This is a genomic window from Wolbachia endosymbiont (group A) of Myopa testacea, from assembly GCF_964027115.1.
Lineage (GTDB): Bacteria > Pseudomonadota > Alphaproteobacteria > Rickettsiales > Anaplasmataceae > Wolbachia.
This window is the reverse complement of record NZ_OZ034729.1, coordinates 499,587-521,040: the sequence shown is the minus strand read 5'-3', so window position 1 is coordinate 521,040 and position 21,454 is coordinate 499,587. Positions and strand designations below refer to the sequence as shown.

The window sequence follows — 21,454 nt, the reverse complement described above, 5'->3', positions numbered from 1 at the left end:
ATACCCATTTTGGAGGGATACCAATAATAGTTGTGAGCGGGTGACCACTAGTCCACAAGCATAACACGCTCACGAAACTTTAATGCGATAGCTTGATTTCTACTGAAAGACAGCATTATGCCAAGTGCGATGCTCGAAGATAAAAGAGAAGAACCACCATAGCTAAGTAGTGGCAGGGTTATGCCGGTGGTGGGAAAAACACTCAATGTTACCCCTGTGTTTATTATGAATTGTGTGATGAATTGAATTGAGATACCAAGAATTACCAATAGATTGAATAATTCATTTTCTCTATATGCAACGTAAAGCAAGCGGGCGGAAATGATGCCAAATAACATCAATGTGGCTAAGCACGTAATCAAACCAAATTCTTCTGCTAAAACAGAAAACACAAAATCTGTATGACAATCAGGAAGAGAGGTTTTTACGCTACCTTCACCAGGTCCAACTCCAGTTAATTGACCTCTTTTGAATGCTTCTAATGATTTTGTGACTTGAAAGTTATCGCGTTGCGTAAAAAAGACAAAATTGTAAATCCTTTGCTTTATATGTGGGAGGCATAAGTAAGCTATTGTAGTTCCAGTTGTGGCCATTCCTATTATGCATAGAAAGTATAAAAGTGGTATACATGCAATAAACATTTGACCAATAAAAGAATATGTTAAAAGCATGGACATACTGAAATCAGGTTGCAAAAGTAACAACACAAAAACTAACAGAAATATTATGATTGATATGTGCATTTTAAACTTCATTCCGCTGGCTAAGATACTAGCTATAACAACAGAAAAAAATGGCCTTACGAACTCAGATGGTTGAACTGAAATTTTGACAATATGTAACCATCGTTTCGCACCTTTTACCTCTATACCAAGTATTATCGCAGCTGCCACTAAAATAGTAAATAAAATGAAACCTGCGAATGAGAGGTTAAGTATAGTTCTTGTGTTTAGAAAAGAAAATGTCACCAGGGTAATTAGTGACAGGACTATATAAATTGTATGGCGCCGTATAAAATAATCTTGTGGTAAAGAAAGACGCTGCGCAATTACAGGGCTTGCTGAATAAACAAGAATGAAGCTTATAGTGAGCAAAAAAAACACTGGAAGGATGAGATAATAATCCAGCGTTCTATACCAGAATTTAATATTCATTTTGTTCCAATGTGTAATGCCACTATTCCATAGCTCATATTATGAAACTCAACATTCTTAAAGCCTACCTCTTCAATTTCCATTTTAAAATCAGCCTGAGTTGGAAACTCTCTAATGCTCTTCACTAAATATTCATAAGAACTCCTGTCTTTAGCAACTATGCTGCCAATTTTAGGAATTACTTTAAATGAATATAAGTCATAAAGTTTGGTAAATATCTCATTTTGATAGTGCATAGGGGCAAATTCTAAGCAGATAAATTTCCCATATGGTTTTAATACCCTGTGCGCCTCACTTAAAGCCTTCTTGCGGTCAGAAACGTTTCGAATGCCAAAAGCTATTGTGCAATAATCAAATTCGGAGTCTTCAAATGGTAAACTTTCTGCATTCGCACATACCCAATCAAAATTAATTTGGTTTGAATTTATAGCTTTATCACGTCCTCTGCTTAGCATATTTTGATTTATGTCACATACTGTAACCTTAGCACTTGGCTCTTTTCTTACTATTCTTATTGCTATATCTCCAGTTCCTCCAGCAACATCTAAAATCTTAGAGTTTTTTGTAAAATGCACACTATTTACCATCTTATCTTTCCATAATCTGTGCATTCCGAGGCTCATTATATCATTCATGGTGTCGTAGCGACTTGCCACGAAATCGAATACCTCTTTAACTAATTGTGATTTCTTCTCGATTTTTATAGTAGACATTACGTAAAGTCGCTCAACTCCTTTATAATTAGTAAAAATTAATTTGAATTAACATAACGACAGGCCTTGAGCCTGTTAAAATCTTCTTCAGCGTGGTATGATGACCGAGTTAGTGGGCTTGATGCAACCACTAAGAAACCTTTGGAGTAAGCAACGTATTTATAATGCTCAAATTCCTCTGGGGTAACATACCTATCAAGTTTTGCATGTTTTGGAGTTGGTTGTAGATATTGACCAATTGTAATAAAATCAACCTCAGCACTGCGCAAATCGTCCATAACCTGAAGTATTTCCTCTTTTGTTTCTCCAAGACCAACCATAAGCCCTGACTTTGTGAAAACTTTAGGATTAATCTGCTTTACCATCTTCAACAAATATAGTGAATGAAAATAGCGAGCTCGTGGTCTTATTTTTGCATACAATCTCGGCACTGTTTCAATATTGTGGTTATAGACATCAGGTGATGCAACAGCAATTGCTTCAAATGCTCCTTTCTTATTTAAAAAATCAGGAGTTAAAATCTCTATTGTTGTTTCTGAAGTTATCTTTCTAATTTCTTCTATGCACTGTATAAACTGATTTGCGCCACCATCTGGTAAATCATCACGATCAACAGAGGTAATGACAACATGTTTTAAGTTTAACTTTTTTATCGCTTTTGCTAAATTTTCTGGCTCATGAGGGTCTAGTTTATCAGGAATGCCAGTTGCAACATTGCAAAATGCACAAGCACGAGTACAAACAGAACCAAGAATCATCACAGTAGCATGACGTTTATCCCAACATTCACCAATATTTGGACATGCAGCTTCTTCACATACCGTATGTAAGTTATGCAGTTTAACGATGTTTAAAGTTTCATTGAATACTTCACCGGTCGGAGCTTTTGCTCTAAGCCATTGAGGTTTGCTATGCATCTGAAACGGCTAACTCTACCTCTTGCTTTACTAAAACTTTTTTCAACCTTCTTTTTATCTTCTGCGCTTTTTCACTTAGTTTAATCGTTCTTGTGTTGAGCAAAAAAGCATCTAAATCACCTTTGTAATCTATAGTTCTCAAAGTTCTTGTTGCTACACGAAATCTAAACTTTTTATTCAATATATCACTTGTCAACGTAACCTTATGTAAATTTAAAAGAAAGGTACGCTTTGTTTTACGATTCGAATGTGATACCTTATTACCAAAAGATTTTTTTCTATTTGTTAATTCACAAACTCTATTCACTTCAATATACCAAATTATTCTATGTACTTAGATTACCTTATATAGTCAAATAGTCAATACTCTCTTGCTTAATTTTTATACCATATACTGCTTTATAGCCAAAAAATATCGTAATTTTTTCTATTATAAGAGAAATCATATGCTGAATTTCTAATGCTTTACTGCCATTTGTTACTACTAGATGCAATACACCAGAATTTACATTCTGTGCATATGAGATCTTTTTCGGTTTTGTACACTCTGCTATTTCTTTCCCTACTATATTTCGCCAGTTTAAAATCAGACGTATTTCATTTTTGCTAATCTTATTTTTCATGCATTTTAATGCGTAATTTTCAATTATAGACTTTAATTTTTTTGGACCGCTACGTTTGAGCATTTTTCTGTTTTGTTTCTAGTATAACTAAATAAGTAAGGTTTACTACTACATTGGATTTCCTCAGTGCCAAATCTAAGTAGCTAACACTGGGATGACAACCTTCTAACTACTTTACAAACCTCTAGCCTCACACCGTAAAAAGCAGTATTTTTATGTAAAATTTATCTCAACGTAGCACTTGTCAGGCAAGTCGTAATCACGTTCCATCCAAAAATTTTTGTGCTGCCATCTTTGCCTCATAATTAACCTTCTAGCTGTTTTAATTGTAATTAGTTAAATTATTATTAACTTGAGTGAATTTTAAATTAGATTTAAAAAGTACAGTATTGTCTAAAATGAATGATATACGGTGTCCGAATTTTAGACTCCTTCTTTTTTGTTGTCATCCCAGTACTTGATACTGGGATCCATTTTTCTTTTTTTTCTGGATTCCAGCGTCACGCGCTAACTTTTAATAGCGATAGTTATTTCTTATTTGTTAAGATCTTTCCTCAATCCAAGCTGCTTGAATGGCTTCGAGTATTTTCTCGTTACAGCGTTTTTCATCATCATCAAATTCCTCTAAACTCAAGACCTTTTTTTTAAGCTCAGTGAATCTGATATTAATTATATTCTCATCTGGAAATTTTTCCTCTAGAGCTTCTACAATATCTTCTATATCAAGCCATTTCATAATTTTTTGTATTTATCTGCTAAGTTAAATTGGTGCCCATGGGGAGACTTGAACTCCCAAGGTCGCAAAACCCACGGATTTTAAGTCCGCTGCGTCTACCGATTCCGCCACACGGGCTTTTTTTTATCTATCTAGAGTAAAACTCTACTACTAAATTGACTTCCATGTCTGCTGAATAAGGAACCTCAGAATATTGAGGTGACCTCAAATACTTCACTGAATGCTCTTTACTATCTGTCTCTAAATAATCCGGAGCCTTGCGCTCTTGTTTTTGTTCAGCCTCTACCACTACAGGGATTTTTGCTGCCCTTTCTCTTATTTTTATTATATCACCTGGTTTCACTCGATAACTCGATATGTTGACCACCTTATCATTAACTGTAACGTGCTTATGAGATATGAGCTGCTTCGCTGCATAAATTGTTGGCACAAGACCAGAGTGGTATAAAACAGAACTGAGCCTTGATTCTAAAATACCGATAAAATTATCAGCCGTATAACCCCTTCTGTTATAAGCATCTAAAAATGTACGTCTGAGCTGCTTACTTGAAATCGCATAGTAAAACTTAAATTTCTTATGCGCAGCAAACTGCTTACCAAAGTCGGATAACTTCTTGAATCCAAGAATACCATGTTGACCTGGAGGGTATTTCCTTTTGTTTACTGGGTCTTTAGCTCTACCACATAAATTTACACCAAGTCTACGGCTAATCCTATACTTTCTAGTGATAACAGTTGTCATATAAAAACTTTCACGATTTAACTTTAGATTATTAAGGATTTTAGCACTCAGTGTCAACTTGTTTTTGCTGATATAATCTTTTATACTTCATTTTTAAGTTTTTCTATTAACACATGAATCATTCACATTTGGAATCTATGGCAAACGCCATCCGTTTTTTATCAATTGATGCAGTACAAAAAGCAAACTCTGGACACCCAGGTATGCCACTTGGCATGGCAGATGTTGCAACTGTTTTGTTTGCTAAATATCTGAATCATAATCCTGATAATTCTAAATGGTTCAATAGAGATCGCTTTGTTTTATCAAACGGTCATGGGTCAATGTTACTATACTCAATATTATATTTGACAGGTTATACTAGCATAGATGAGCTAAAAAACTTTAGGCAAATGGGATCCAAGACCCCAGGTCATCCAGAGTTTGGCTTGATTTCCGGGGTAGAGGCAACAACAGGCCCGCTCGGTCAGGGGTTTGCCACTGCTGTTGGCATGGCACTTGCTGAATCAATCCTTAAAAAGCAATTCAGAATCAATCACTACACTTACGTAATGCTAGGGGATGGCTGTCTTATGGAAGGAATAAGCCATGAAGCAGCATCACTTGCTGGGCATCTTAAATTGAATAAATTAATAGCCCTTTTTGATGATAATGATATCTCTATAGATGGCGCTACTTGCCTTTCCTGCTCTGATGATGTAGAGAAACGCTTCTTAGCGTATGGATGGAATGTTGACAAAATTGATGGCCATGATTTTGATGCCATATCCCTTGCAATAGAGCAAGCAAAAAAGTCTGATAAACCTACAATGATCTGCTGCAAAACTATTATCGGAAAATTTTCAAGCCGTGCTGGCACATCCTCTGCTCACAGTGGTGCTTTTTCGGAGGAAGACATCAAACAGATGAGAGAGAAATTAAATTGGAATTACGAGCCATTCCATGTGCCAGATGATGTAAAAAATGCCTGGATGAAAACTGTTGAGAGAGCAAAACAAAATTACAATTCATTGTCATTCCAGCATGTGACCAGTGAAGAAGAAAAAGAATGGATCCCAGTGTCAAGCACTGGGATGACAGAAGAGAATGCTGGGATGACAGGATATCATGCAGAACTTCAAAGGCGACTAGATGAGCGTCTGCCAGATAACAGCAATTCGGTGTCATTCAAGTGCTTGACACTGGAATCCAGTCAAAATAAAGAACTTCAAAGACGGTTAGATAAACGTCTACCAGACAATATCGATAATGTTTTGGCTAACTTGAAGAAACAAATACACGAGACAATGCCAAACGAAGCTACACGTTCTTCTTTCGGCATGGTAATGAAACTTTTAACACAACATATGCCGGAATTAATCGGCGGTTCTGCTGATCTTACTGGGTCAAATTGCACTAAATATAAGCACATGCAGGTAATAGATAGTAATAATTATAGTGGTTCTTATGTCCACTATGGAGTGAGAGAACACGCTATGGCAGCATGTATGAATGGTATGGCACTTCACGGCGCGATTCTTCCTTATGGTAGCACTTTTTTGGTATTTTCCGACTACTGTCGTCCTGCTATACGTCTTTCAGCTTTGATGAAACAGCAGGTTATCTATGTGATGACTCATGACTCAATTGGAGTGGGAGAAGATGGCCCAACTCACCAACCAATAGAGCATTTAGCCTCTCTTCGTGCTATACCAAATCTATATGTTTTTAGGCCAGCCGATGCAGTTGAAACTCTAGAGTGTGTTAGCATTGCACTCGAAAAAAAAGAATCACCTGCACTGTTTGCGCTCTCAAGGCAAAACGTAAGTTACATGCGCAAATTCTATTTTGATATCGATCAATCTGCTAATCTATCGAAGTTTGGTGCATATATTTTGTGTGAATGTTCAAAAGAATTAAAAGTGACAATATTTGCTACGGGGTCCGAGGTTGAAATTACAGTTGAAGCAAGGGAGAAATTGCAGGAAAAAGGCATAGGTACAAGGGTTATTTCTATGCCATGCTGGAGGCTTTTTGACGAGCAAAGTGATGAATATAAAGCGGCGATATTAAATAATGACAGCATCAAAGTTGCAATTGAAACTGGAAGTGAAATGGGTTGGCATAAATATATAGGTTCAAACGGTATATTTATTGGTATGAAAAGCTTTGGAGAATCAGCACCTTATAAAACACTTTATGAGCATTTTAATATCAGCGCTGATCACGTAGTAAAATGTGTGTGTGAGAAACTGGTTTATATTCAGTAGACCTCTTGCGTTACTCTCTATTCGTTGTTCATTACATCATAATTATTGATATCATTATTTTCTTTGTCTAATGAATCGAGTTTAGGTAAAGAAACACTAGCATCGGTTTGTGATGTAGATTCATCAATTTTTTCTTCGTTAGACCCAAACAACCATGAAAAAAAACCAGCAAAAAATGATGCAATTAATGAAAAAGGCTTCATAAGTATACTAAACAAACTACCAAAAAAAGAACTCGGCTGTTCTTCTGTTTGTGTAGGAGCAACAGGATTTACACCGTTGTCTTGTACACAAGTTCCTTGTCCTGTAATGTGTTGCTGGTTTGTCCTCCATTATTTTGTGTAGATCCTGTAGGTTGACTACCGTTGCTTACACCAGTTCCTTGTCCTGCACTGGTGTTGCTGGTTTCTTTCCCTTCTTTGCTATTATCTGATCCTGGTTGAGCATTATCTTCTTGTTTTTCTTTCTTTTTTGTACCAGCATCTTCTTCTTGAACCCCTTCACTATCCGTCGATGGCTCATCAACTGAACCAGCATCAGGGTTTTCTGCGGGTTGCAATAGAGTTTTTATTTTGTCATCAGTGGCTAAATCTAAGGGAGTATTTCCATCTTTATCTACTATATTAATATCAACTTTTTTTGCTGTTAATAGTACTTCTACTACCTCTTTTTCTCTGTTAAATTGAGCAGCAAAATGTAAAGGGGTCTTTCCAGAATTATCTTTTGCATTAACATCTGCTCCTTTTCCTAACAGAGTTTTTACTATATCCGTTTTCAGCAGCCAAATGTAAAGGAGTCCTATCATACTTATCTACTGCATCAACATTTGCTTCCACTTCTATTAGAATATCAACCATCGTTTCACGGCTCCACGATACATGCGGTAATGTATTCCAGTTGCTTTTTTTAATTACCAGGTGTAAAGGAGTCTTTCCATCTATATTTTGTAAATTAACATTGATTCCCTCTTTTCTAAGTAGAGCGTTCAATACATTTATGTCTATGTTGTCCTTTTTAAAAACCAAATGTAAAGGAGTATCTTTATTGCTATCTGCTAAATTAACATCAATTCCCCCTTTTCTAAGTAGAGCGTTCAACACATCTATATCTATCTTGTCCTTTTTAAGAGCCAGATGCAAAGGAGTCCAGTTATTTTTACGTTCTACTGAATTGACATTTGCTTGTTCATTTAATACTCCCTACACATCGCCTTTTGCAACAGCCAAATGTAAAGGATTACATCCATATAGATTCACTAAATTAACAGGACTTGCTCCATTACTTAATAGAATTCCCATCACCTCCAGATGGTAGTTTTCAGCAGCCAAATCTAAAAGAGTATTTCCATATAGATCTTGTGCATTAACATTGATATTTTCTACTTTCAATAGATCTCTTACTATCTCCACATGGCCCATTTTGGCAGCCCAACGTAATACAACTTCTGCCTTGCCATGCTTAATAGCCAGGTTTAAAGGAGTATTTCCATCTTTATCTTGCGCATTAACATCTGGTTCGAGTCTTTCTAATAGAATACGCAATACAATGTCTGCGTCCTTCTGTTCATTTTCAGCAGTCAAATGTAAAGGAGTATTTCCTCTATCATTTTGTGCATTAACACTTGCTCCTTTATGTAATAGATCGCGTATCATCTGTATCTTATTACTACCAATAGTAGCATAATGTAAAGGAGTATATCTATGGTTATCTACTGCAGTAACATTTGCTTCATCGTCTAATAGAAGTTTTACTATATCTTCGTGTTTATAGATAGTAGCCAAATGTAAAGGAGTCCATCCACTCTTATCTTTTGCATTAACATTTGCTCCTTTGTCCAATAGATCTTTTACTATCTCTGCATAGCCCATTTGAGCAGCTAAATGCAAAGGAGTATTGTTATATTTATCTTGTGCATTAACATTGATTCCATCTTTTCCCAATAGGGCATCTACTACCTCTTTATGGCCATTTTCAGCAGCGAAGTGTAAAGGAGTATTTCCTATGTCATTTTGTGCATTAACATCTGCCCCTTTCCCTAATAGATCTTCTACTGCTTCCAAGTTGCCAAGCCTAGCAGCCAGATGTAGAGAATTCTTGCAATGTTCAGTTTCTATTTCTTGGTATTTCCTCCACACGTAGCGTTCTTGAACAGAGTCGAAAGTAATCAAATCTGCTCCATTATCTAATAGAACTTCTGCTGTAGTAGAGTGATTATTTTTAACAGCCCAACGTAAAGGAGTCCATCCAATATTATCTTTTGCATTAACATCTACTCCTTCACTTATTAGACGTCTTACTTCATTAATATCACCTTTTTTAGCAGCCTGAATTAAATCATTACCTATATCTTCATTATCTTCATTTACATTACTCATCACACACCTCCTGTAAACTATATTGTTATGATAAAGCCGTTAATAATCTATGACCTTTATGTTCCTGGATCACGCAAATAATACCCTTGTTTTTCAGTATATTTGAGCAGGCTGTACATAAGAATTGCAATTGTAGAGCATGCTATTGTTAATAGTAAATTTGGTAAAATACCATAGCGAAAAAATTTTCCTACTATATATATTCCAATAGCCCCAAACATCATATTGCAGAATGAGAGGACTGCACTACCAAGCCCTATACCTTTGATCGTTTCTAAAGCAGAAGTTACGTTATTGCTGATTACTAATGCAAGCCCAATATTGGCTGGAATCCAGGCAACTTGAAGAATTAATATATTTAACTTGTCCGCGAAATAAAAATATACCAATAAACTATCGGATATTATCGGTAACACCAAACCTATTATTAGCATTTTGCTCACCCCTACTTTTGGTACATACCTTCTATTAATTAAAGTTCCAATTATGTAAAATATGACTATGATCGATATGAGGTAGCCAAAATACTGTACTTCAATGCCCATTGATCCAAATATGAACGGGTAGTTAGCAACATATGCCCAAAGCCACATGAAAGTTAATCCATGAATGGCTGAAAACCCAAGGAAACGATAATTTCTAAATATTGATATATATTGCTTGAAGATATTAGTAGTTATACTGGTTTCATTTTTATTCACAGTGAGTGTTTCTTGTAACTTAAAGTAAATAAAAATAAGCATAGCAATTGCCACAAGTGACATAATAAAAAACAAAAATTTCCAACTATACCCATGTGAAATTATATAACCGCCCACCACTGGAGCTATTCCAGGTGAGAGTGCCACTACCATATTTAACTTTGAAATTACTCTCGAGTATTCACTACCCGAGTACATATCCCTTATTGCTGCATACCCAACAACACCTGCAACACCAGCCCCTGCTCCTTGTATGAAGCGAATTAGTATCAAGAGCATAATACTGTCGGCTATATAACACATGACACTTGCCAAAGTAAAAATTGTCATACCCATCAGCATCATTGGACGCCTACCATAACGGTCCGATAATGGACCATAAATTAATCCAGATACTCCAAATCCAACTAGATTCAAGCTAATTGTAAGCTGCACTACACTGCCTTCTACTTTAAAATAATTGGCAATGCTTGGTAGTGCAACTGAGTATAGGTCAGTTGCCATATCGACAATTGCTACAGACAATATCATAATAAGAGAGATGATATTTTGCGAAAGAGCTGTTTTCACTTAATGATTTACTGGATTAAATATACTTGATTATAATATATTTTTTTCATTAGTATAAGTACAATGTTACATAGTAAACGATGTCATTCGAGTAGCGGACACTGGAATCTTAAGCTAAAATCATAAAAAGCCTGAATTTCAATATCTTATCTTCAATTATTCAGGTTTAAGTTTAAATACTGAGCATCAATTGTTCAGGACCTTTGCTTCCGTGTTATCCAACGAATCACCATAAGTCACTGCTTTGAGGTAAAATTTTCTCCCTGATTGCACTTCAAAAGAAATTATTGAATCATCAAGTAAGGTAAATTTCTCACCTCCTGTATGCTCATACTCTTTAGTACCTTCTTGCCCTCTAATTAGGCTGCTAAGCTTATATTTATTTTTATCTATGAGTTTAGTACTCTGGAATTTCACTATCTCTTTTCCGATTAATGCTGAATTTGAATCGATAATTCCTAGCAGCTTACCAAAACGTAATACTATTACAAGCCCCTCATCGGTAGATTCCATTACATATCCGTAAGTAGAATGTTTATTTGTGCTTGCGATAGGCTTATAATCCTTATCGTTGTACGAAATAAAGAGTGTTGCTCCTTTCCAATTCTTTTCCTCATTAATTAAAGCAAAGCTTGCGCTATTACCTTTAACATGCTGTAAATCTATCATTTCTATGATGGTTTTGCTGATGTGAGAAGGAGGGTATTCCTTCAGCATAAGTGACCTTGTTGAAGGAAAAGAAAGCTTATATATAGAGTGATCATAACCAACGCCAATTACTTGAATGGACATGCTTTCAAATTTTGTTTTTATAATTCTCACCGTATGCTTTTTCTCACCGTCTAAAATCGTTATGACATCACTTGGCGCAAGCCATGCATATTTTATCGGTAGCTTGAAATTGTATATATTTCTCTCTTGCCACGAAGAATAAAGTAAAACTTCAGCGATATTTTGTGCCTCTCCCTCCTCCATAATGAGCGGTATTTCAACTGTTGCAGCAGTGCCTTGCTTTGGCAACTCAGCATATTTAACATCAATTGGATAGCCAAAATTGCGATTAAAATAAACGATGTTAACTTTATTGTTTAAATCCAGTTGACTAATATTAACAAGTTGCATTTGCTTTGAATTGTTACTGAAAACCGTTTCACCAATTGGCATTACAGTTGTAACTCCCCTGCCCTTTTGGACAAATTTCAGTTTAGAGCCCTGTTCAACCACATCAAAAAATAGCAACTTTGCAGCATTTTAATAATTGAACGTACGGGTTGCTGGTCGTTTATCACATATCCAGACAATAACCCTTTGACGTTGCTTGTATCGAACTGATTGCTTTTTAAACCTGTTTTTTGTAACAGATCCAATAAAACATCGGAAATATTAAGCTGTGAAAGCTTTCCCTGAATCCAATGTCCTGTCTGCCAGTTATGGCAGTCAGCCCACACATCACACAAATTGGGAAAGTAAGGAAATGGCCTTGCATCCCATGCCCAGAGAAACATTTTTTCTACCATTTCTGAGCTTTGCCACTTCTTTAGCGTTCCTTCAATTGCAATTTTTTGTGAAAGAAAGCTCACTTCTCCGTTTGAATATCGTGGATATTTGCTCTCTATGCTGCCTTTTTCAACAAACACATTTGGCTCATTAGTGCAGCCGTTCATACTGGGAAATCCATATTCAGTAAACCATATTTTTTTCATTTTTGGTTGCCATTTTGTTTTACTACCACCGGGGTTTATGTGAGTTTCACTCCACCATTTCTCTATATTTTTCCACGCATACCTGCTGTCGTTATACTTTACTTTTTCAGGCTCACTTTTTGAGTAATCATAGAAATAATCATACCCCACTCCACTGCTCCAACCACCCATTACATCTTCCGCAGAATAGCCAAAAGGAGGCTCTGGACCATCAGTCAGTGGAAAATAAGCATCTATGCCAACAACGTCGATGTACTGTGAAGACCACAGTACATCCATATTATACCAACCATCATATGAGTGGTATTCGCTCCAATCCGCAGCGTAAGTTACTGTTACTTCTTTTCCAAGATCAAGTTTTATCTGCTTTGCAAGCTTAACTAGCTCTGCCACTGCAGGGTAATTACCTTTTTCATCTCTGATTTTGGTAAGTTCAACAAATTCAGAACCAATGATAAACCCTTCCACTTTAGTTTGTTTGGCAATGCTTGCATAATGCTCTATAAATTTGTTGTACTGATTCTTAAAAAAATCACTTATATCTTGAGGAGCCCCGCTCAATCTTCCTCGCCACTCTTTGTTCTTTGTATCAAGTAAGGGCATCGGATAGAGCATCACCTTGTAGCCTCTGCTGTGTAGCTCTTCTATATATCTTATTAGCGCTGAATCACTAACTGTGCCACCATATCTTGGGTTTCCATTATCATCTTTTGAAATTAGCTGAGCATCATCTCTGGTACTACTTCCTACTTGCCAATCATCAGGTAATATTGCGGAATCATCTTGAAATTCAACTGCAGGGTATATTTTACAATCTTTAATGTTCAGATCATTCACAAACCAATTGACTACTACCGATACCCACTCAACATTTGGTAAATCTCCCTTTAATTGATCCAAAGAAAGCACTGCATCGCTCTTTTTAGTGTGGTTGTTATGATTTACCCTTTGTGCCAGCCCATATGGGATATATTGGTTGCTGCTTATTTTCTCTTGCGCGATTTTCTTCTGTATTTTTGTATCATATACAAACTCTCCTGAGCCTGGTATTATATTGATATTCTGAATATTTTCTACTACTGAAAATCCGCTAGGCTTTAATATAGTCTGCACTTCAAATGTGAATACCGGAACGCGGTTATTATAGTCTGCTAAAGGAAAATTCTTGATGACTATGTAAGATATTCCCCTATAAGCCGGCACACCTTCGATTGACGACATAAATGGATCAGGATTTTGGTCTTCTGTACCGCGGTAAAAAGTATAATCTATTTCATCAAAGCTAAGTGATGTTGTATCTGCCCAGATTCTGTTTAATTTTTCTACTTTCCCCTTGCAGATCGCAATTGCAAGCGTTGCATAGTAATTATACTCAACATTCATACCTCTTCCAATTTTGCTTTTGGTGGTTATCGCCTCTTCTTTTATTGGCTGTGACCAAATAATGTTCCCTGCAATGCGAGCAGTGCCATAGATAATTGGTATCGTCCTTCCATAGGTTGAGGTTTGAACTTGCAGATTTTTTAGTCTCGCACCATGCGTTACTTTCTGCTCAGCATCAAGGCTAAACATCGCACCATCAAGCTGCGCACCAAGAAGAGCACCGAGTTCTGAGCCGATAATCTGGCCAATTGGACCAAAAATGCTGCCTGCTTGACCAAAAATTGATGATAAAATTATTGTGGACATGATAATCCTCCTCTTGATAGATTTTTTTGAAATTTTTGAGAAAGATCCAAGTGTCTGAGCACTAGGATGACAGATGCTATGATAAGAAATTCAATAGCTTACAATGAATAGTTGAAGTTTTTAATTAAGAAAAACACACGAGTAAATCATGTAGCTATAATCATTGTAAGCAACAATGAAAAAGTGCGGAAGTAGAAATTTGAGTTGACAAAATAAGAAAAAATATAGTATATTAAAAATATTGATACTAACTTAAACTAATTATGCTAGCAGTAGTAAATACACCAGACAACATACAAAGACCGTCAAAATTAAAAAAAGCAAAAGAAATTCTGCTAGCTCCTGTAAGGTGGCTAATCACAGGTTTATTTGTAGTACTTTTTATAATATTTGTTATTTCTCTCCTGGTGTTTTTCTTAATCGCCAAGGTATTGAGTAAGCTATATCTTTTTGCAGGAGGCAAAATGCCGGAATGTTTAGAGCAAAGAACTGAAGCATTTATGGAGGCAGCACGTATCCCACAAACAACGCATGATACTAATGTAAATGATGCAATTAATATTAACGTTCAAAAGCTAAAAGAAAACTATGGCGAGCCTGATGTTGATGATAAGTTTATAGAGGAAATAGAAGGATTTATTGATCAGTTAGAGTGCATAGCAAATGGCACACAAAAATCTGCAGATAAAGATCAACTTACAGAAGATGAGAAAAAACATGCACTTGAGTGCTTGGAGCGTATAAAAAATAACCCTGGTACACATAGTGGAAGCGGGTTAACATTGAAGGCAAGTTTTAAATTTAGCTTGGAAGGCTTGCAATGATCAAACTAGAGCAAATGCTGATCATAATATAGATATTAATACCCGCATATCACAGAGAAAATATCAACTGGTTAAACATTTAGTAGAATCGCAAACAGAATACGGAGTGCATGGTGGTCGTGGTTCAAGTGCATGTTTTACTGGTACCTTCAACAATATTGTCTCTTCCTTGTACACTTTTGAAGAGTTTTCCTTCTTGCAAAAAGCAGATAAGAATACTATAAAGCAGGAATTTGAAAATGAGCTGCAAAAAAAGGGAGAAGAACTATTTAATCAGCTTTCCAATGATAAAGAAAAAAAAGAAGTTGCAGAAGCTTTAAGTAATCCTTCTACAAATTTCTTTTCAAGCTATGTAGAGTCATTTAAAAACCACTCTGCACGTGCAGTTTTAGGTGATAAAGAATGCGACAAATTAGTTAAAACTCATCTTAGTAATCTTCAGTACAATAGCACAATATCTTGCTTTACCTAAAGTAATCACTTTACCAGCGGCAAAGTGATACCATGCTGATTCATATATTTTCCTTTCATATCATCATATGATTTTTCACACTCACTTTCGCCGCTTAAAAATACGAATTGGCATGCGCCTTCATTAGCGTAAATTTTTGCAGGAAGTGGGGTGGTGTTTGAGAATTCGAGTGTGACATGACCTTCCCATCCAGGTTCTAAGGGAGTAACGTTTACTATAATTCCACACCTTGCGTAAGTTGATTTACCAACACAAATGACCAGTACATTTCTTGGTATACGAAAATATTCCACTGTGCTTGCAAGCACAAAGCTATTTGGTGGAATTATGCATACGTCTGTTTCTTTATCTATAAAACTATTCTCAGAGAAATTTTTAGGGTCCACGATGGCTGAATTAACGTTAGTAAAAATTTTAAATTTATTATTCACTCTTGCATCATACCCATAAGACGATAGTCCGAAAGATATAACACCTTTGCTGCTTTTGTGATCCACAAAAGGCTCTATCATTCCAAAATTTTCAGCTTTTTCTCTTATCCATTTATCTGGCATAACTGCCATAATTGCCCCTTAAAGTTGTTTAATACTTACAATAATATAAAATAAAATTTAAATGTAAACTGTAGCTTTTGTCATGCAATTAAAGCTTTTCAGTTTGATTTTTTATTACAATAATTAGATTTATGTTCTTAGCTAAAAACAATGTTTAGAAACTTTCTCCTGATTTTTGTATTCGTATTATTCACGCCGCTGTCAAATGCTGATGCCAGGAAATACATCAGAATTGTTGGATCTTCAACCGTTTTTCCTTTTATCTCATTTGTAGCCGAGGAGTTCAATCGTGTATTCTCTTTTAAGACTCCAGTTGTGGAATCGATAGGAAGTGGATCAGGGTTCAAAATGTTTTGCTCAGGAATAGGGGAAGACACGCCAGACATCACCACTTCATCTCGCCCTATGAAGGAAGTAGAAAGAGAACTATGTAAAAGAAATAAAATTAATGAAGTGATAGAGATCATCATTGGCTATGATGGAATTGTCATTGCAAATTCAAATCAAAGCCATAGATTTGATTTCACAAAAAAGGACTTATTTGAAACTTTATCTGCATATTCTCAAGAAAATGATAAATTAGTAAAAAATAATAAGAAGTTTTGGTCTGATGTAAATCAAGCCTTACCAAAAACAGAAATTGAAATTTATGGTCCACATCAAAATACAGGCACATACGAAACTTTGGTTAATTCCATTATGTTCAATCAATATTCATGCATGAACTCGAGAATTTTCAAAGAGAATTATAAAGATCAGGAAGAAAGAAAGAAAGCATGTGGTAATATAAGGGATGACGGAAGGTATATAGAAGTTGGAATTAATGAAAACATAATAATACAAAAATTGAAAAGTAACAAGAACGCTTTAGGGATATTTAGTTTTAGCTTTTTAATGAGGAATCAAGATAAAATACAAGGGAGCACAATTGCAGGAATTGAGCCAACTTATGAAAATATATCATCGGGAAAATATATATTAGCAAGACCTCTATACCTTTATATAAAGAAAGAACACCTGGATACTGTTGATGGATTAAGAGAATTCATAAAAGAAATTATAGATTCGATCGGCATTGAAGATGGGTACCTATCTAGGCTTGGTCTAATCCCACTTTCAAGTGAAGATATAAAGAAAGCTTCAGCAAAGGTCTTTGAGATAATGTGATATCCAGCAAGCCACCTATGGTGGCCGCTGGGATGATATTATGCTGCTTTTTCTTTTTGTGTAAACGGTTTTTCTACACTTGGATTTTCCACTTTCTCACGAACCTTAGCAATACCAGCACCTATTAATATAACGGCTGCCAAAGCTGTTAAAGCTAATGCAACTGCAGGATACGCCAGCACATAGGCTGCAACAGCACCAGCTGCGCATAGTCCAACAACGCTTAGAGCTATTTTCCCTTTGTGTTCACTCCAGAAGTTTGTATCGTTCTTTTCTGTGGTTTTGTTGTCTGCAGTAGGTTCAGTAGTGTTAGTTGATATAGGAGCAGTAAGCAAACTTTCTTGCTTTGCTAGCTCAAGCGTTTGTTTATCTTCTTCCTCAAGAATAGAGTCATTGAGTTGTATGTCTCTTTGCCGTCTATAATCCTTAACTTCTTGAATAAAGTCTTCAAGCCATCCCTCACCAGCCGTATCAGCATGCACTTTTCGTTGCTTTTCAAGAGAATCTATTATATAGTTATTCCTGTATTTTGACCTTCTCTATTAACCATGTGGTCTTCAAGCCAGGAGTTACGAACATCAGGGGAAGCTTTATCCCAAAGAAGTTTAGTGATCTCTTTTATCTTTTCTACATCTTCTTTGTCAAGATTTCTTTCATAGTCAACCATCAGAGGAAAAACTAAAAGGGCATCTACGGCTCCACTCTTCCGATATACCTCTCGCTCTAAAACACTTTTTATATCTTCACCACAATTTTCTAATGCTGCTTTAACTTGATTAACATTAAGACTGTCTATTGCATGTCTTAGTTCAATATTAAGATCCATTACTCTCCTGTGCTCTTCCATTTCTTGAATAACTGTTTTTAAGAGCAGTTATGTCACTAAGGCCAGTTTCTCTTTGAAAGTTTTGAAAACTCTCTATTGCATGACCACACACAGAATCACGAATTTTTCGATTAGTTTTCTGCCAAATTAGTTCAATGATCTTTACGCTTTTTTCAAATTTTTCTTTATCTTCAACTACATCGTTAAGGCGAGTAATAGCAAAATATAAAATGATATCTTTGTCACTAGTCGGAGCTCCCTCGTGTCTCAAAGCTGCTTGTATATCATCATTTTCATTACTGTTGAATATTTCCTGGACCGTTTTAAGGTTGTTATTGCTGATTGCTGTAATTAATGAAGTTTGAATTTGTTGTTGTATGTCAGTTAATTCAGTCATATTTTACCTCTATTTTCTATAATAGTTTAATTATTACACATATTTACAAGTAAGTCAAGTATATTGTTAATAACTGTTAATAAAGGCCAACAAAATGCTTGACATTAGAGTAGCTTTTATGGCTTTGTATAGCGAGGAAATAACTCTATGAAAAATCATCAACGTTTACAAACTTTACGTTCAATTGTATTTATTGTGGGAATATTCCTATTGTTATTTAGCTTAGCAATGCTTATTCCTGCTATTACTAATAAATGTCTCAGCTACGAATGGAAAAATTTTCTCGCTGGATTCATAATTACCTGCACATCTGGCGTAATTTTTATTTTACTCGGTAAATTAAATGGCATGCCGGCAATTTTTGCAATTACTAGTTGCACCTGGATTGCCTTGTCTTTGTTTGCAGCTATTCCTTTCTATTTTGACAATCTGAGCTATGTTGATGCATTATTTGAAACGATATCTGGCATCACAACCACAGGGGCAACTATATTTAATGATATTGAAAAACAATCTCCAGGAATACTGCTATGGAGAGCAATGCTACATGGCATGGGGGGTTTTGGTGTAATCACTTTAGGAATTGCAGTTTTTCCTATGTTTAAGATTCTCAGCCTAAATAATTTACTTTATTCTGAATATTCAGATGCTACAAAAAGGAAGTTGCCGAACACGCGAAGCGTAGTAATTCATATTACAGCAATATATTATGGCCTAATTTTGTTATGTATATTTTCCTATTATCTGGCTGGTATGCCACTATTTGACGCAATATGTCACGGAATGTCCGCTGTATCAACTGGTGGATTTGCTAACTATAATGATTCTATAGGGCACTACAATAACCCTATGTTAGAAGTCATAACGATCATTTTTATGATTTTGGGTTCTCTGCCTTTTTTTAGCTATTTAAAAATCATAAGACGGTTAGACATTTGCTATGATGAACAGGTCTCTTACTTTGTTAAGATAGCTATTGTTTCATCTTTATTTGCTTGTTTTTGGTTGTATCAAAATGTTGATTTAGGAGTGTCATTATCATTTAGATGCAGCATATTTACCATCACCTCCTTGATTACGTCAACTGGTTATGCAATCTGTAATCATATAGATTGGAGCTTCATTTCAGTCTTAGCTTTTTTTCTAACCTTTGTTGGTGGATGTAGTGGTTCTTCAAGTGGTGGCATCAAAATCTTTCGTTTGATCATTTTTCTAAAGTCTATAGGAAATCACTTTCGCCTTTTATTAAACCCAGGTGCAGGTAATAGGGTAAAATTCAACGGAAAAACCCTGGAGAATGATGAAGTTCACTCTGTCTTTATATTTTTTGCAATTTTCATGTTAACGTTTACCATTTCATCAATAGTGATGTCTTACTTAAGCAATGCAGACTTTATAACTAGCATCAGCTCAGTCTCTGCAACGCTTACAAATTCTGGCCCGGGATTTAGTAATTTAATAGGCCCTTCAGGTAACTATTCTTCTTTCAGTAATGAAGTAAAATTATTTTTGTCGTTTTTGATGCTGCTTGGTAGACTTGAAATATTGCCAATCTATTTTTGTATAGGTAATTTATTCTTATTTAATAGAAAGAAATAGTTGGTAAAGTTGTGAAACTTGATATTGTCAACTGTTTAATAAAAAGATCGTAGCTAAACCAAGAAATATAAGAGCTGAGAGAATATCAGTTGTTGCCGATGTTAGGATTGAAGAAGAAACTGCAGGGTCAGACTTTAAACGGTGAAGCATTATAGGAATGAAAGTTCCGATGAACGTTGCAATAATTGACATCATAATCATGGAGACCACAAAAATCATCTCCACTTTGAAATTGTGAAATCTTATTGCTAATACTACGAGTGAAATGGTAGATAAAATTACCCCGTTTATAAGACCTATTAAAAATTCTTTCATCAGTACTCTTTTTGCATTTTGCTCAGTTAGATATTTTGTTGCGATTGCCCGGATGGTTAGCGTTACTGTTTGGGATCCTGCATTTCCGCTCATTGATGCAATTATCGGCATGATTATTGGCAGTACTATAAAACTTTTTATTACATCATCGAAAAAGCCAACTACTATGGAACACATTGTTGCAGCTAAGAGGTTAAACAGCAACCAAGGTAGCCTTTTAATTATAGTTTTATGTATAGGGGCATTTATATCGGCTTTAGAAGATACACCGCTTATTTTGAGTACATCCTCTTCTGTTTCTTGTTGAACAACTTTTATCACATCTTCAATTAAGATCACACCAATGATTCTACCATTCTTATTTACTACCGGAGCCGATAATAGAGAGTAATCTTTAAATATTCTTGCTACTTCCTCTTGGTCTACTCCAGTTTTAATGATTTTTATGTCATGATCCATTATCTCTTTTATTATTGTGTCTCCTGAGTGAGATATTACCTTATTTAAATTCACACTGCCTATAGGCTCTAATTTTGAGTTGATAATGAATATCTGGTGAAATCTTTCTGGTATTTTTTTATAGTTGCGCAAGAATTCCATTAGCTGATTTATCGTCCAATAATATGGAGCTATAACCATATTTTTATGTATCAACCTTCCTGCACTTTCTTCTGGGTATGATAACAATTCCTCTACTAATTTTTGAGTTGCATTGGGTAAGTAGTTAAGTATGTTTTCTATAGACTTTCTATCCAAATCTTTCACTATGGTTACTATATCTTCTACATCAAGGAGCATTAGTAACTTTGCTGTATTTTCTATTCCCAATGTTTCTATGATCTCTCTTTGTAAATCTGGCACTACATGCACTAGGGCATCACTTAACAAATGTTGATCGAGGATATTAACTAATTTCTCCCTGTGATCACTGATTGAAGTAGATAAAAAATAAGCTAACTGAACGCTATCTATCGTTTTTACAATATTACGAACATTTTCTAGCTCCTCGTTATCAAGTGACTCTATTAAGTCATCAATAGCCTTTTTGTCTAAACCATAATGAGAACTTATTTTAATATTCATTACTTTACCTTGTTTTTTAATAAATATACACACTTGATTTCCTTA

Annotated in this window: 24 protein-coding genes and 1 tRNA gene; 5 read left to right on the top strand and 20 right to left on the bottom strand. The window is 35.5% G+C overall.

Annotated elements, in window-relative coordinates; translation table 11 throughout:
• Positions 1 to 47 precede the first annotated feature (47 nt).
• The 8 genes from AAGD91_RS02580 to rpsD form a co-directional block, all read right to left on the bottom strand.
• On the bottom strand, positions 48 to 1,154 hold the full coding sequence (locus tag AAGD91_RS02580; RefSeq protein ID WP_264732371.1) for an FtsW/RodA/SpoVE family cell cycle protein: 1,107 nt from the start codon (positions 1,152 to 1,154) through the stop codon (positions 48 to 50).
• The gene (gene ubiE, locus AAGD91_RS02575; RefSeq protein ID WP_341821401.1) at positions 1,151 to 1,867 is read right to left on the bottom strand and encodes a bifunctional demethylmenaquinone methyltransferase/2-methoxy-6-polyprenyl-1,4-benzoquinol methylase UbiE; all 717 of its coding nucleotides are present in this window, start codon (positions 1,865 to 1,867) and stop codon (positions 1,151 to 1,153) included. Before ubiE ends, AAGD91_RS02580 begins: the two co-directional genes overlap by 4 nt.
• 38 nt (positions 1,868 to 1,905) lie before the next feature.
• A complete protein-coding gene (gene lipA, locus AAGD91_RS02570) occupies positions 1,906 to 2,784 on the bottom strand; it encodes a lipoyl synthase (RefSeq protein ID WP_341821400.1) in 879 nt (292 codons plus the stop codon).
• A complete protein-coding gene (gene rpmB, locus AAGD91_RS02565; RefSeq protein ID WP_341821399.1) occupies positions 2,777 to 3,091 on the bottom strand; it encodes a 50S ribosomal protein L28 in 315 nt (104 codons plus the stop codon). Before rpmB ends, lipA begins: the two co-directional genes overlap by 8 nt.
• 37 nt (positions 3,092 to 3,128) lie before the next feature.
• Positions 3,129 to 3,470, bottom strand: coding sequence for a DUF721 domain-containing protein (locus tag AAGD91_RS02560; RefSeq protein WP_182182927.1), 342 nt, complete (start codon positions 3,468 to 3,470; stop codon positions 3,129 to 3,131).
• A gap of 478 nt (positions 3,471 to 3,948) precedes the next feature.
• Positions 3,949 to 4,143: a Fe-S cluster assembly protein IscX gene (gene iscX / locus AAGD91_RS02555; protein ID WP_253308941.1), complete on the bottom strand. Its 195-nt coding sequence runs from the start codon at positions 4,141 to 4,143 to the stop codon at positions 3,949 to 3,951.
• A gap of 30 nt (positions 4,144 to 4,173) precedes the next feature.
• Positions 4,174 to 4,260, bottom strand: a tRNA-Leu gene (locus AAGD91_RS02550).
• A gap of 10 nt (positions 4,261 to 4,270) precedes the next feature.
• Positions 4,271 to 4,885: a 30S ribosomal protein S4 gene (gene rpsD, locus AAGD91_RS02545; RefSeq protein ID WP_341821398.1), complete on the bottom strand. Its 615-nt coding sequence runs from the start codon at positions 4,883 to 4,885 to the stop codon at positions 4,271 to 4,273.
• A 113-nt stretch (positions 4,886 to 4,998) separates the two neighbouring features.
• Between rpsD and AAGD91_RS02540 the strand changes: the two genes are divergently transcribed.
• Positions 4,999 to 7,134: a transketolase gene (locus AAGD91_RS02540; RefSeq protein ID WP_341821397.1), complete on the top strand. Its 2,136-nt coding sequence runs from the start codon at positions 4,999 to 5,001 to the stop codon at positions 7,132 to 7,134.
• A gap of 17 nt (positions 7,135 to 7,151) precedes the next feature.
• Here the strand turns inward: AAGD91_RS02540 and AAGD91_RS02535 are convergent, their stop codons facing one another.
• From AAGD91_RS02535 to AAGD91_RS02505, 7 genes are all read right to left on the bottom strand, one after another.
• A complete protein-coding gene (locus AAGD91_RS02535; RefSeq protein WP_341821396.1) occupies positions 7,152 to 7,286 on the bottom strand; it encodes a hypothetical protein in 135 nt (44 codons plus the stop codon).
• 119 nt (positions 7,287 to 7,405) lie between these two features.
• Positions 7,406 to 7,939, bottom strand: a complete 534-nt coding sequence (locus AAGD91_RS02530; protein WP_341821395.1) for an ankyrin repeat domain-containing protein — start codon at positions 7,937 to 7,939, stop codon at positions 7,406 to 7,408.
• Positions 7,863 to 8,273: an ankyrin repeat domain-containing protein gene (locus AAGD91_RS02525; RefSeq protein WP_341821394.1), complete on the bottom strand. Its 411-nt coding sequence runs from the start codon at positions 8,271 to 8,273 to the stop codon at positions 7,863 to 7,865. Before AAGD91_RS02525 ends, AAGD91_RS02530 begins: the two co-directional genes overlap by 77 nt.
• Before the next feature lie 60 nt (positions 8,274 to 8,333).
• Entirely contained in the window at positions 8,334 to 9,509 is a 1,176-nt protein-coding gene (locus tag AAGD91_RS02520; RefSeq protein ID WP_341821498.1) for an ankyrin repeat domain-containing protein, read from the bottom strand.
• Positions 9,510 to 9,565: 56 nt separating this feature from the next.
• Entirely contained in the window at positions 9,566 to 10,741 is a 1,176-nt protein-coding gene (locus tag AAGD91_RS02515; RefSeq protein WP_341821497.1) for a multidrug effflux MFS transporter, read from the bottom strand.
• Between the two features lie 225 nt (positions 10,742 to 10,966).
• The gene (locus tag AAGD91_RS02510; protein ID WP_341821393.1) at positions 10,967 to 12,004 is read right to left on the bottom strand and encodes a phage tail protein; all 1,038 of its coding nucleotides are present in this window, start codon (positions 12,002 to 12,004) and stop codon (positions 10,967 to 10,969) included.
• Positions 11,980 to 14,172: a glycoside hydrolase TIM-barrel-like domain-containing protein gene (locus AAGD91_RS02505; RefSeq protein ID WP_341821391.1), complete on the bottom strand. Its 2,193-nt coding sequence runs from the start codon at positions 14,170 to 14,172 to the stop codon at positions 11,980 to 11,982. Before AAGD91_RS02505 ends, AAGD91_RS02510 begins: the two co-directional genes overlap by 25 nt.
• A 263-nt stretch (positions 14,173 to 14,435) precedes the next feature.
• Here AAGD91_RS02505 and AAGD91_RS02500 point away from each other — a divergent pair, with 263 nt between their 5' ends.
• Complete coding sequence (locus AAGD91_RS02500) at positions 14,436 to 14,996, top strand: hypothetical protein (RefSeq protein WP_341821390.1); 561 nt, start codon at positions 14,436 to 14,438, stop codon at positions 14,994 to 14,996.
• A 106-nt stretch (positions 14,997 to 15,102) separates the two neighbouring features.
• Positions 15,103 to 15,468, top strand: a complete 366-nt coding sequence (locus AAGD91_RS02495; protein WP_341821389.1) for a hypothetical protein — start codon at positions 15,103 to 15,105, stop codon at positions 15,466 to 15,468.
• A 5-nt stretch (positions 15,469 to 15,473) separates the two neighbouring features.
• Here AAGD91_RS02495 and dcd read toward each other — a convergent pair whose 3' ends face one another.
• Positions 15,474 to 16,031: a dCTP deaminase gene (gene dcd, locus AAGD91_RS02490; RefSeq protein WP_341821388.1), complete on the bottom strand. Its 558-nt coding sequence runs from the start codon at positions 16,029 to 16,031 to the stop codon at positions 15,474 to 15,476.
• Between the two features lie 141 nt (positions 16,032 to 16,172).
• Here dcd and AAGD91_RS02485 point away from each other — a divergent pair, with 141 nt between their 5' ends.
• The gene (locus AAGD91_RS02485; RefSeq protein ID WP_341821387.1) at positions 16,173 to 17,189 is read left to right on the top strand and encodes a substrate-binding domain-containing protein; all 1,017 of its coding nucleotides are present in this window, start codon (positions 16,173 to 16,175) and stop codon (positions 17,187 to 17,189) included.
• 38 nt (positions 17,190 to 17,227) lie between these two features.
• Here the strand turns inward: AAGD91_RS02485 and AAGD91_RS02480 are convergent, their stop codons facing one another.
• From AAGD91_RS02480 to AAGD91_RS02470, 3 genes are read right to left on the bottom strand one after another with little or no spacing between them, the layout of a single operon-like run.
• On the bottom strand, positions 17,228 to 17,671 hold the full coding sequence (locus AAGD91_RS02480) for a hypothetical protein (protein ID WP_341821385.1): 444 nt from the start codon (positions 17,669 to 17,671) through the stop codon (positions 17,228 to 17,230).
• A gap of 26 nt (positions 17,672 to 17,697) precedes the next feature.
• Complete coding sequence (locus AAGD91_RS02475; RefSeq protein ID WP_341821384.1) at positions 17,698 to 18,015, bottom strand: hypothetical protein; 318 nt, start codon at positions 18,013 to 18,015, stop codon at positions 17,698 to 17,700.
• Positions 18,005 to 18,412 (bottom strand): hypothetical protein, encoded by a 408-nt coding sequence (locus AAGD91_RS02470; RefSeq protein ID WP_341821383.1) that lies wholly within the window; start codon positions 18,410 to 18,412, stop codon positions 18,005 to 18,007. Before AAGD91_RS02470 ends, AAGD91_RS02475 begins: the two co-directional genes overlap by 11 nt.
• 147 nt (positions 18,413 to 18,559) lie before the next feature.
• Between AAGD91_RS02470 and AAGD91_RS02465 the strand changes: the two genes are divergently transcribed.
• A complete protein-coding gene (locus AAGD91_RS02465) occupies positions 18,560 to 20,011 on the top strand; it encodes a TrkH family potassium uptake protein (RefSeq protein ID WP_341821382.1) in 1,452 nt (483 codons plus the stop codon).
• A 27-nt stretch (positions 20,012 to 20,038) separates the two neighbouring features.
• On the opposite strand, the gene mgtE is transcribed toward AAGD91_RS02465, so the two are convergent.
• Positions 20,039 to 21,409: a magnesium transporter gene (gene mgtE / locus AAGD91_RS02460; RefSeq protein WP_341821381.1), complete on the bottom strand. Its 1,371-nt coding sequence runs from the start codon at positions 21,407 to 21,409 to the stop codon at positions 20,039 to 20,041.
• Between the last annotated feature and the right edge of the window lie 45 nt (positions 21,410 to 21,454).

Excerpts from the sequence above, each read along its gene's own strand:
- AAGD91_RS02580 (WP_264732371.1), bottom strand. The coding sequence starts at position 1,154 with ATGAATATTAAATTCTGGTATAGAACGCTGGATTATTATCTCATCCTT.
- ubiE (WP_341821401.1), bottom strand. The coding sequence starts at position 1,867 with ATGTCTACTATAAAAATCGAGAAGAAATCACAATTAGTTAAAGAGGTA.
- lipA (WP_341821400.1), bottom strand. The coding sequence starts at position 2,784 with ATGCATAGCAAACCTCAATGGCTTAGAGCAAAAGCTCCGACCGGTGAA.
- AAGD91_RS02560 (WP_182182927.1), bottom strand. The coding sequence starts at position 3,470 with ATGCTCAAACGTAGCGGTCCAAAAAAATTAAAGTCTATAATTGAAAAT.
- iscX (WP_253308941.1), bottom strand. The coding sequence starts at position 4,143 with ATGAAATGGCTTGATATAGAAGATATTGTAGAAGCTCTAGAGGAAAAA.
- rpsD (WP_341821398.1), bottom strand. The coding sequence starts at position 4,885 with ATGACAACTGTTATCACTAGAAAGTATAGGATTAGCCGTAGACTTGGT.
- AAGD91_RS02540 (WP_341821397.1), top strand. The coding sequence starts at position 4,999 with ATGAATCATTCACATTTGGAATCTATGGCAAACGCCATCCGTTTTTTA.
- AAGD91_RS02530 (WP_341821395.1), bottom strand. The coding sequence starts at position 7,939 with ATGATAGGACTCCTTTACATTTGGCTGCTGAAAACGGATATAGTAAAA.
- AAGD91_RS02520 (WP_341821498.1), bottom strand. The coding sequence starts at position 9,509 with ATGAGTAATGTAAATGAAGATAATGAAGATATAGGTAATGATTTAATT.
- AAGD91_RS02515 (WP_341821497.1), bottom strand. The coding sequence starts at position 10,741 with ATGATATTGTCTGTAGCAATTGTCGATATGGCAACTGACCTATACTCA.
- AAGD91_RS02505 (WP_341821391.1), bottom strand. The coding sequence starts at position 14,172 with ATGTCCACAATAATTTTATCATCAATTTTTGGTCAAGCAGGCAGCATT.
- AAGD91_RS02500 (WP_341821390.1), top strand. The coding sequence starts at position 14,436 with ATGCTAGCAGTAGTAAATACACCAGACAACATACAAAGACCGTCAAAA.
- dcd (WP_341821388.1), bottom strand. The coding sequence starts at position 16,031 with ATGGCAGTTATGCCAGATAAATGGATAAGAGAAAAAGCTGAAAATTTT.
- AAGD91_RS02485 (WP_341821387.1), top strand. The coding sequence starts at position 16,173 with ATGTTTAGAAACTTTCTCCTGATTTTTGTATTCGTATTATTCACGCCG.
- AAGD91_RS02475 (WP_341821384.1), bottom strand. The coding sequence starts at position 18,015 with ATGGATCTTAATATTGAACTAAGACATGCAATAGACAGTCTTAATGTT.
- AAGD91_RS02470 (WP_341821383.1), bottom strand. The coding sequence starts at position 18,412 with ATGACTGAATTAACTGACATACAACAACAAATTCAAACTTCATTAATT.
- AAGD91_RS02465 (WP_341821382.1), top strand. The coding sequence starts at position 18,560 with ATGAAAAATCATCAACGTTTACAAACTTTACGTTCAATTGTATTTATT.
- mgtE (WP_341821381.1), bottom strand. The coding sequence starts at position 21,409 with ATGAATATTAAAATAAGTTCTCATTATGGTTTAGACAAAAAGGCTATT.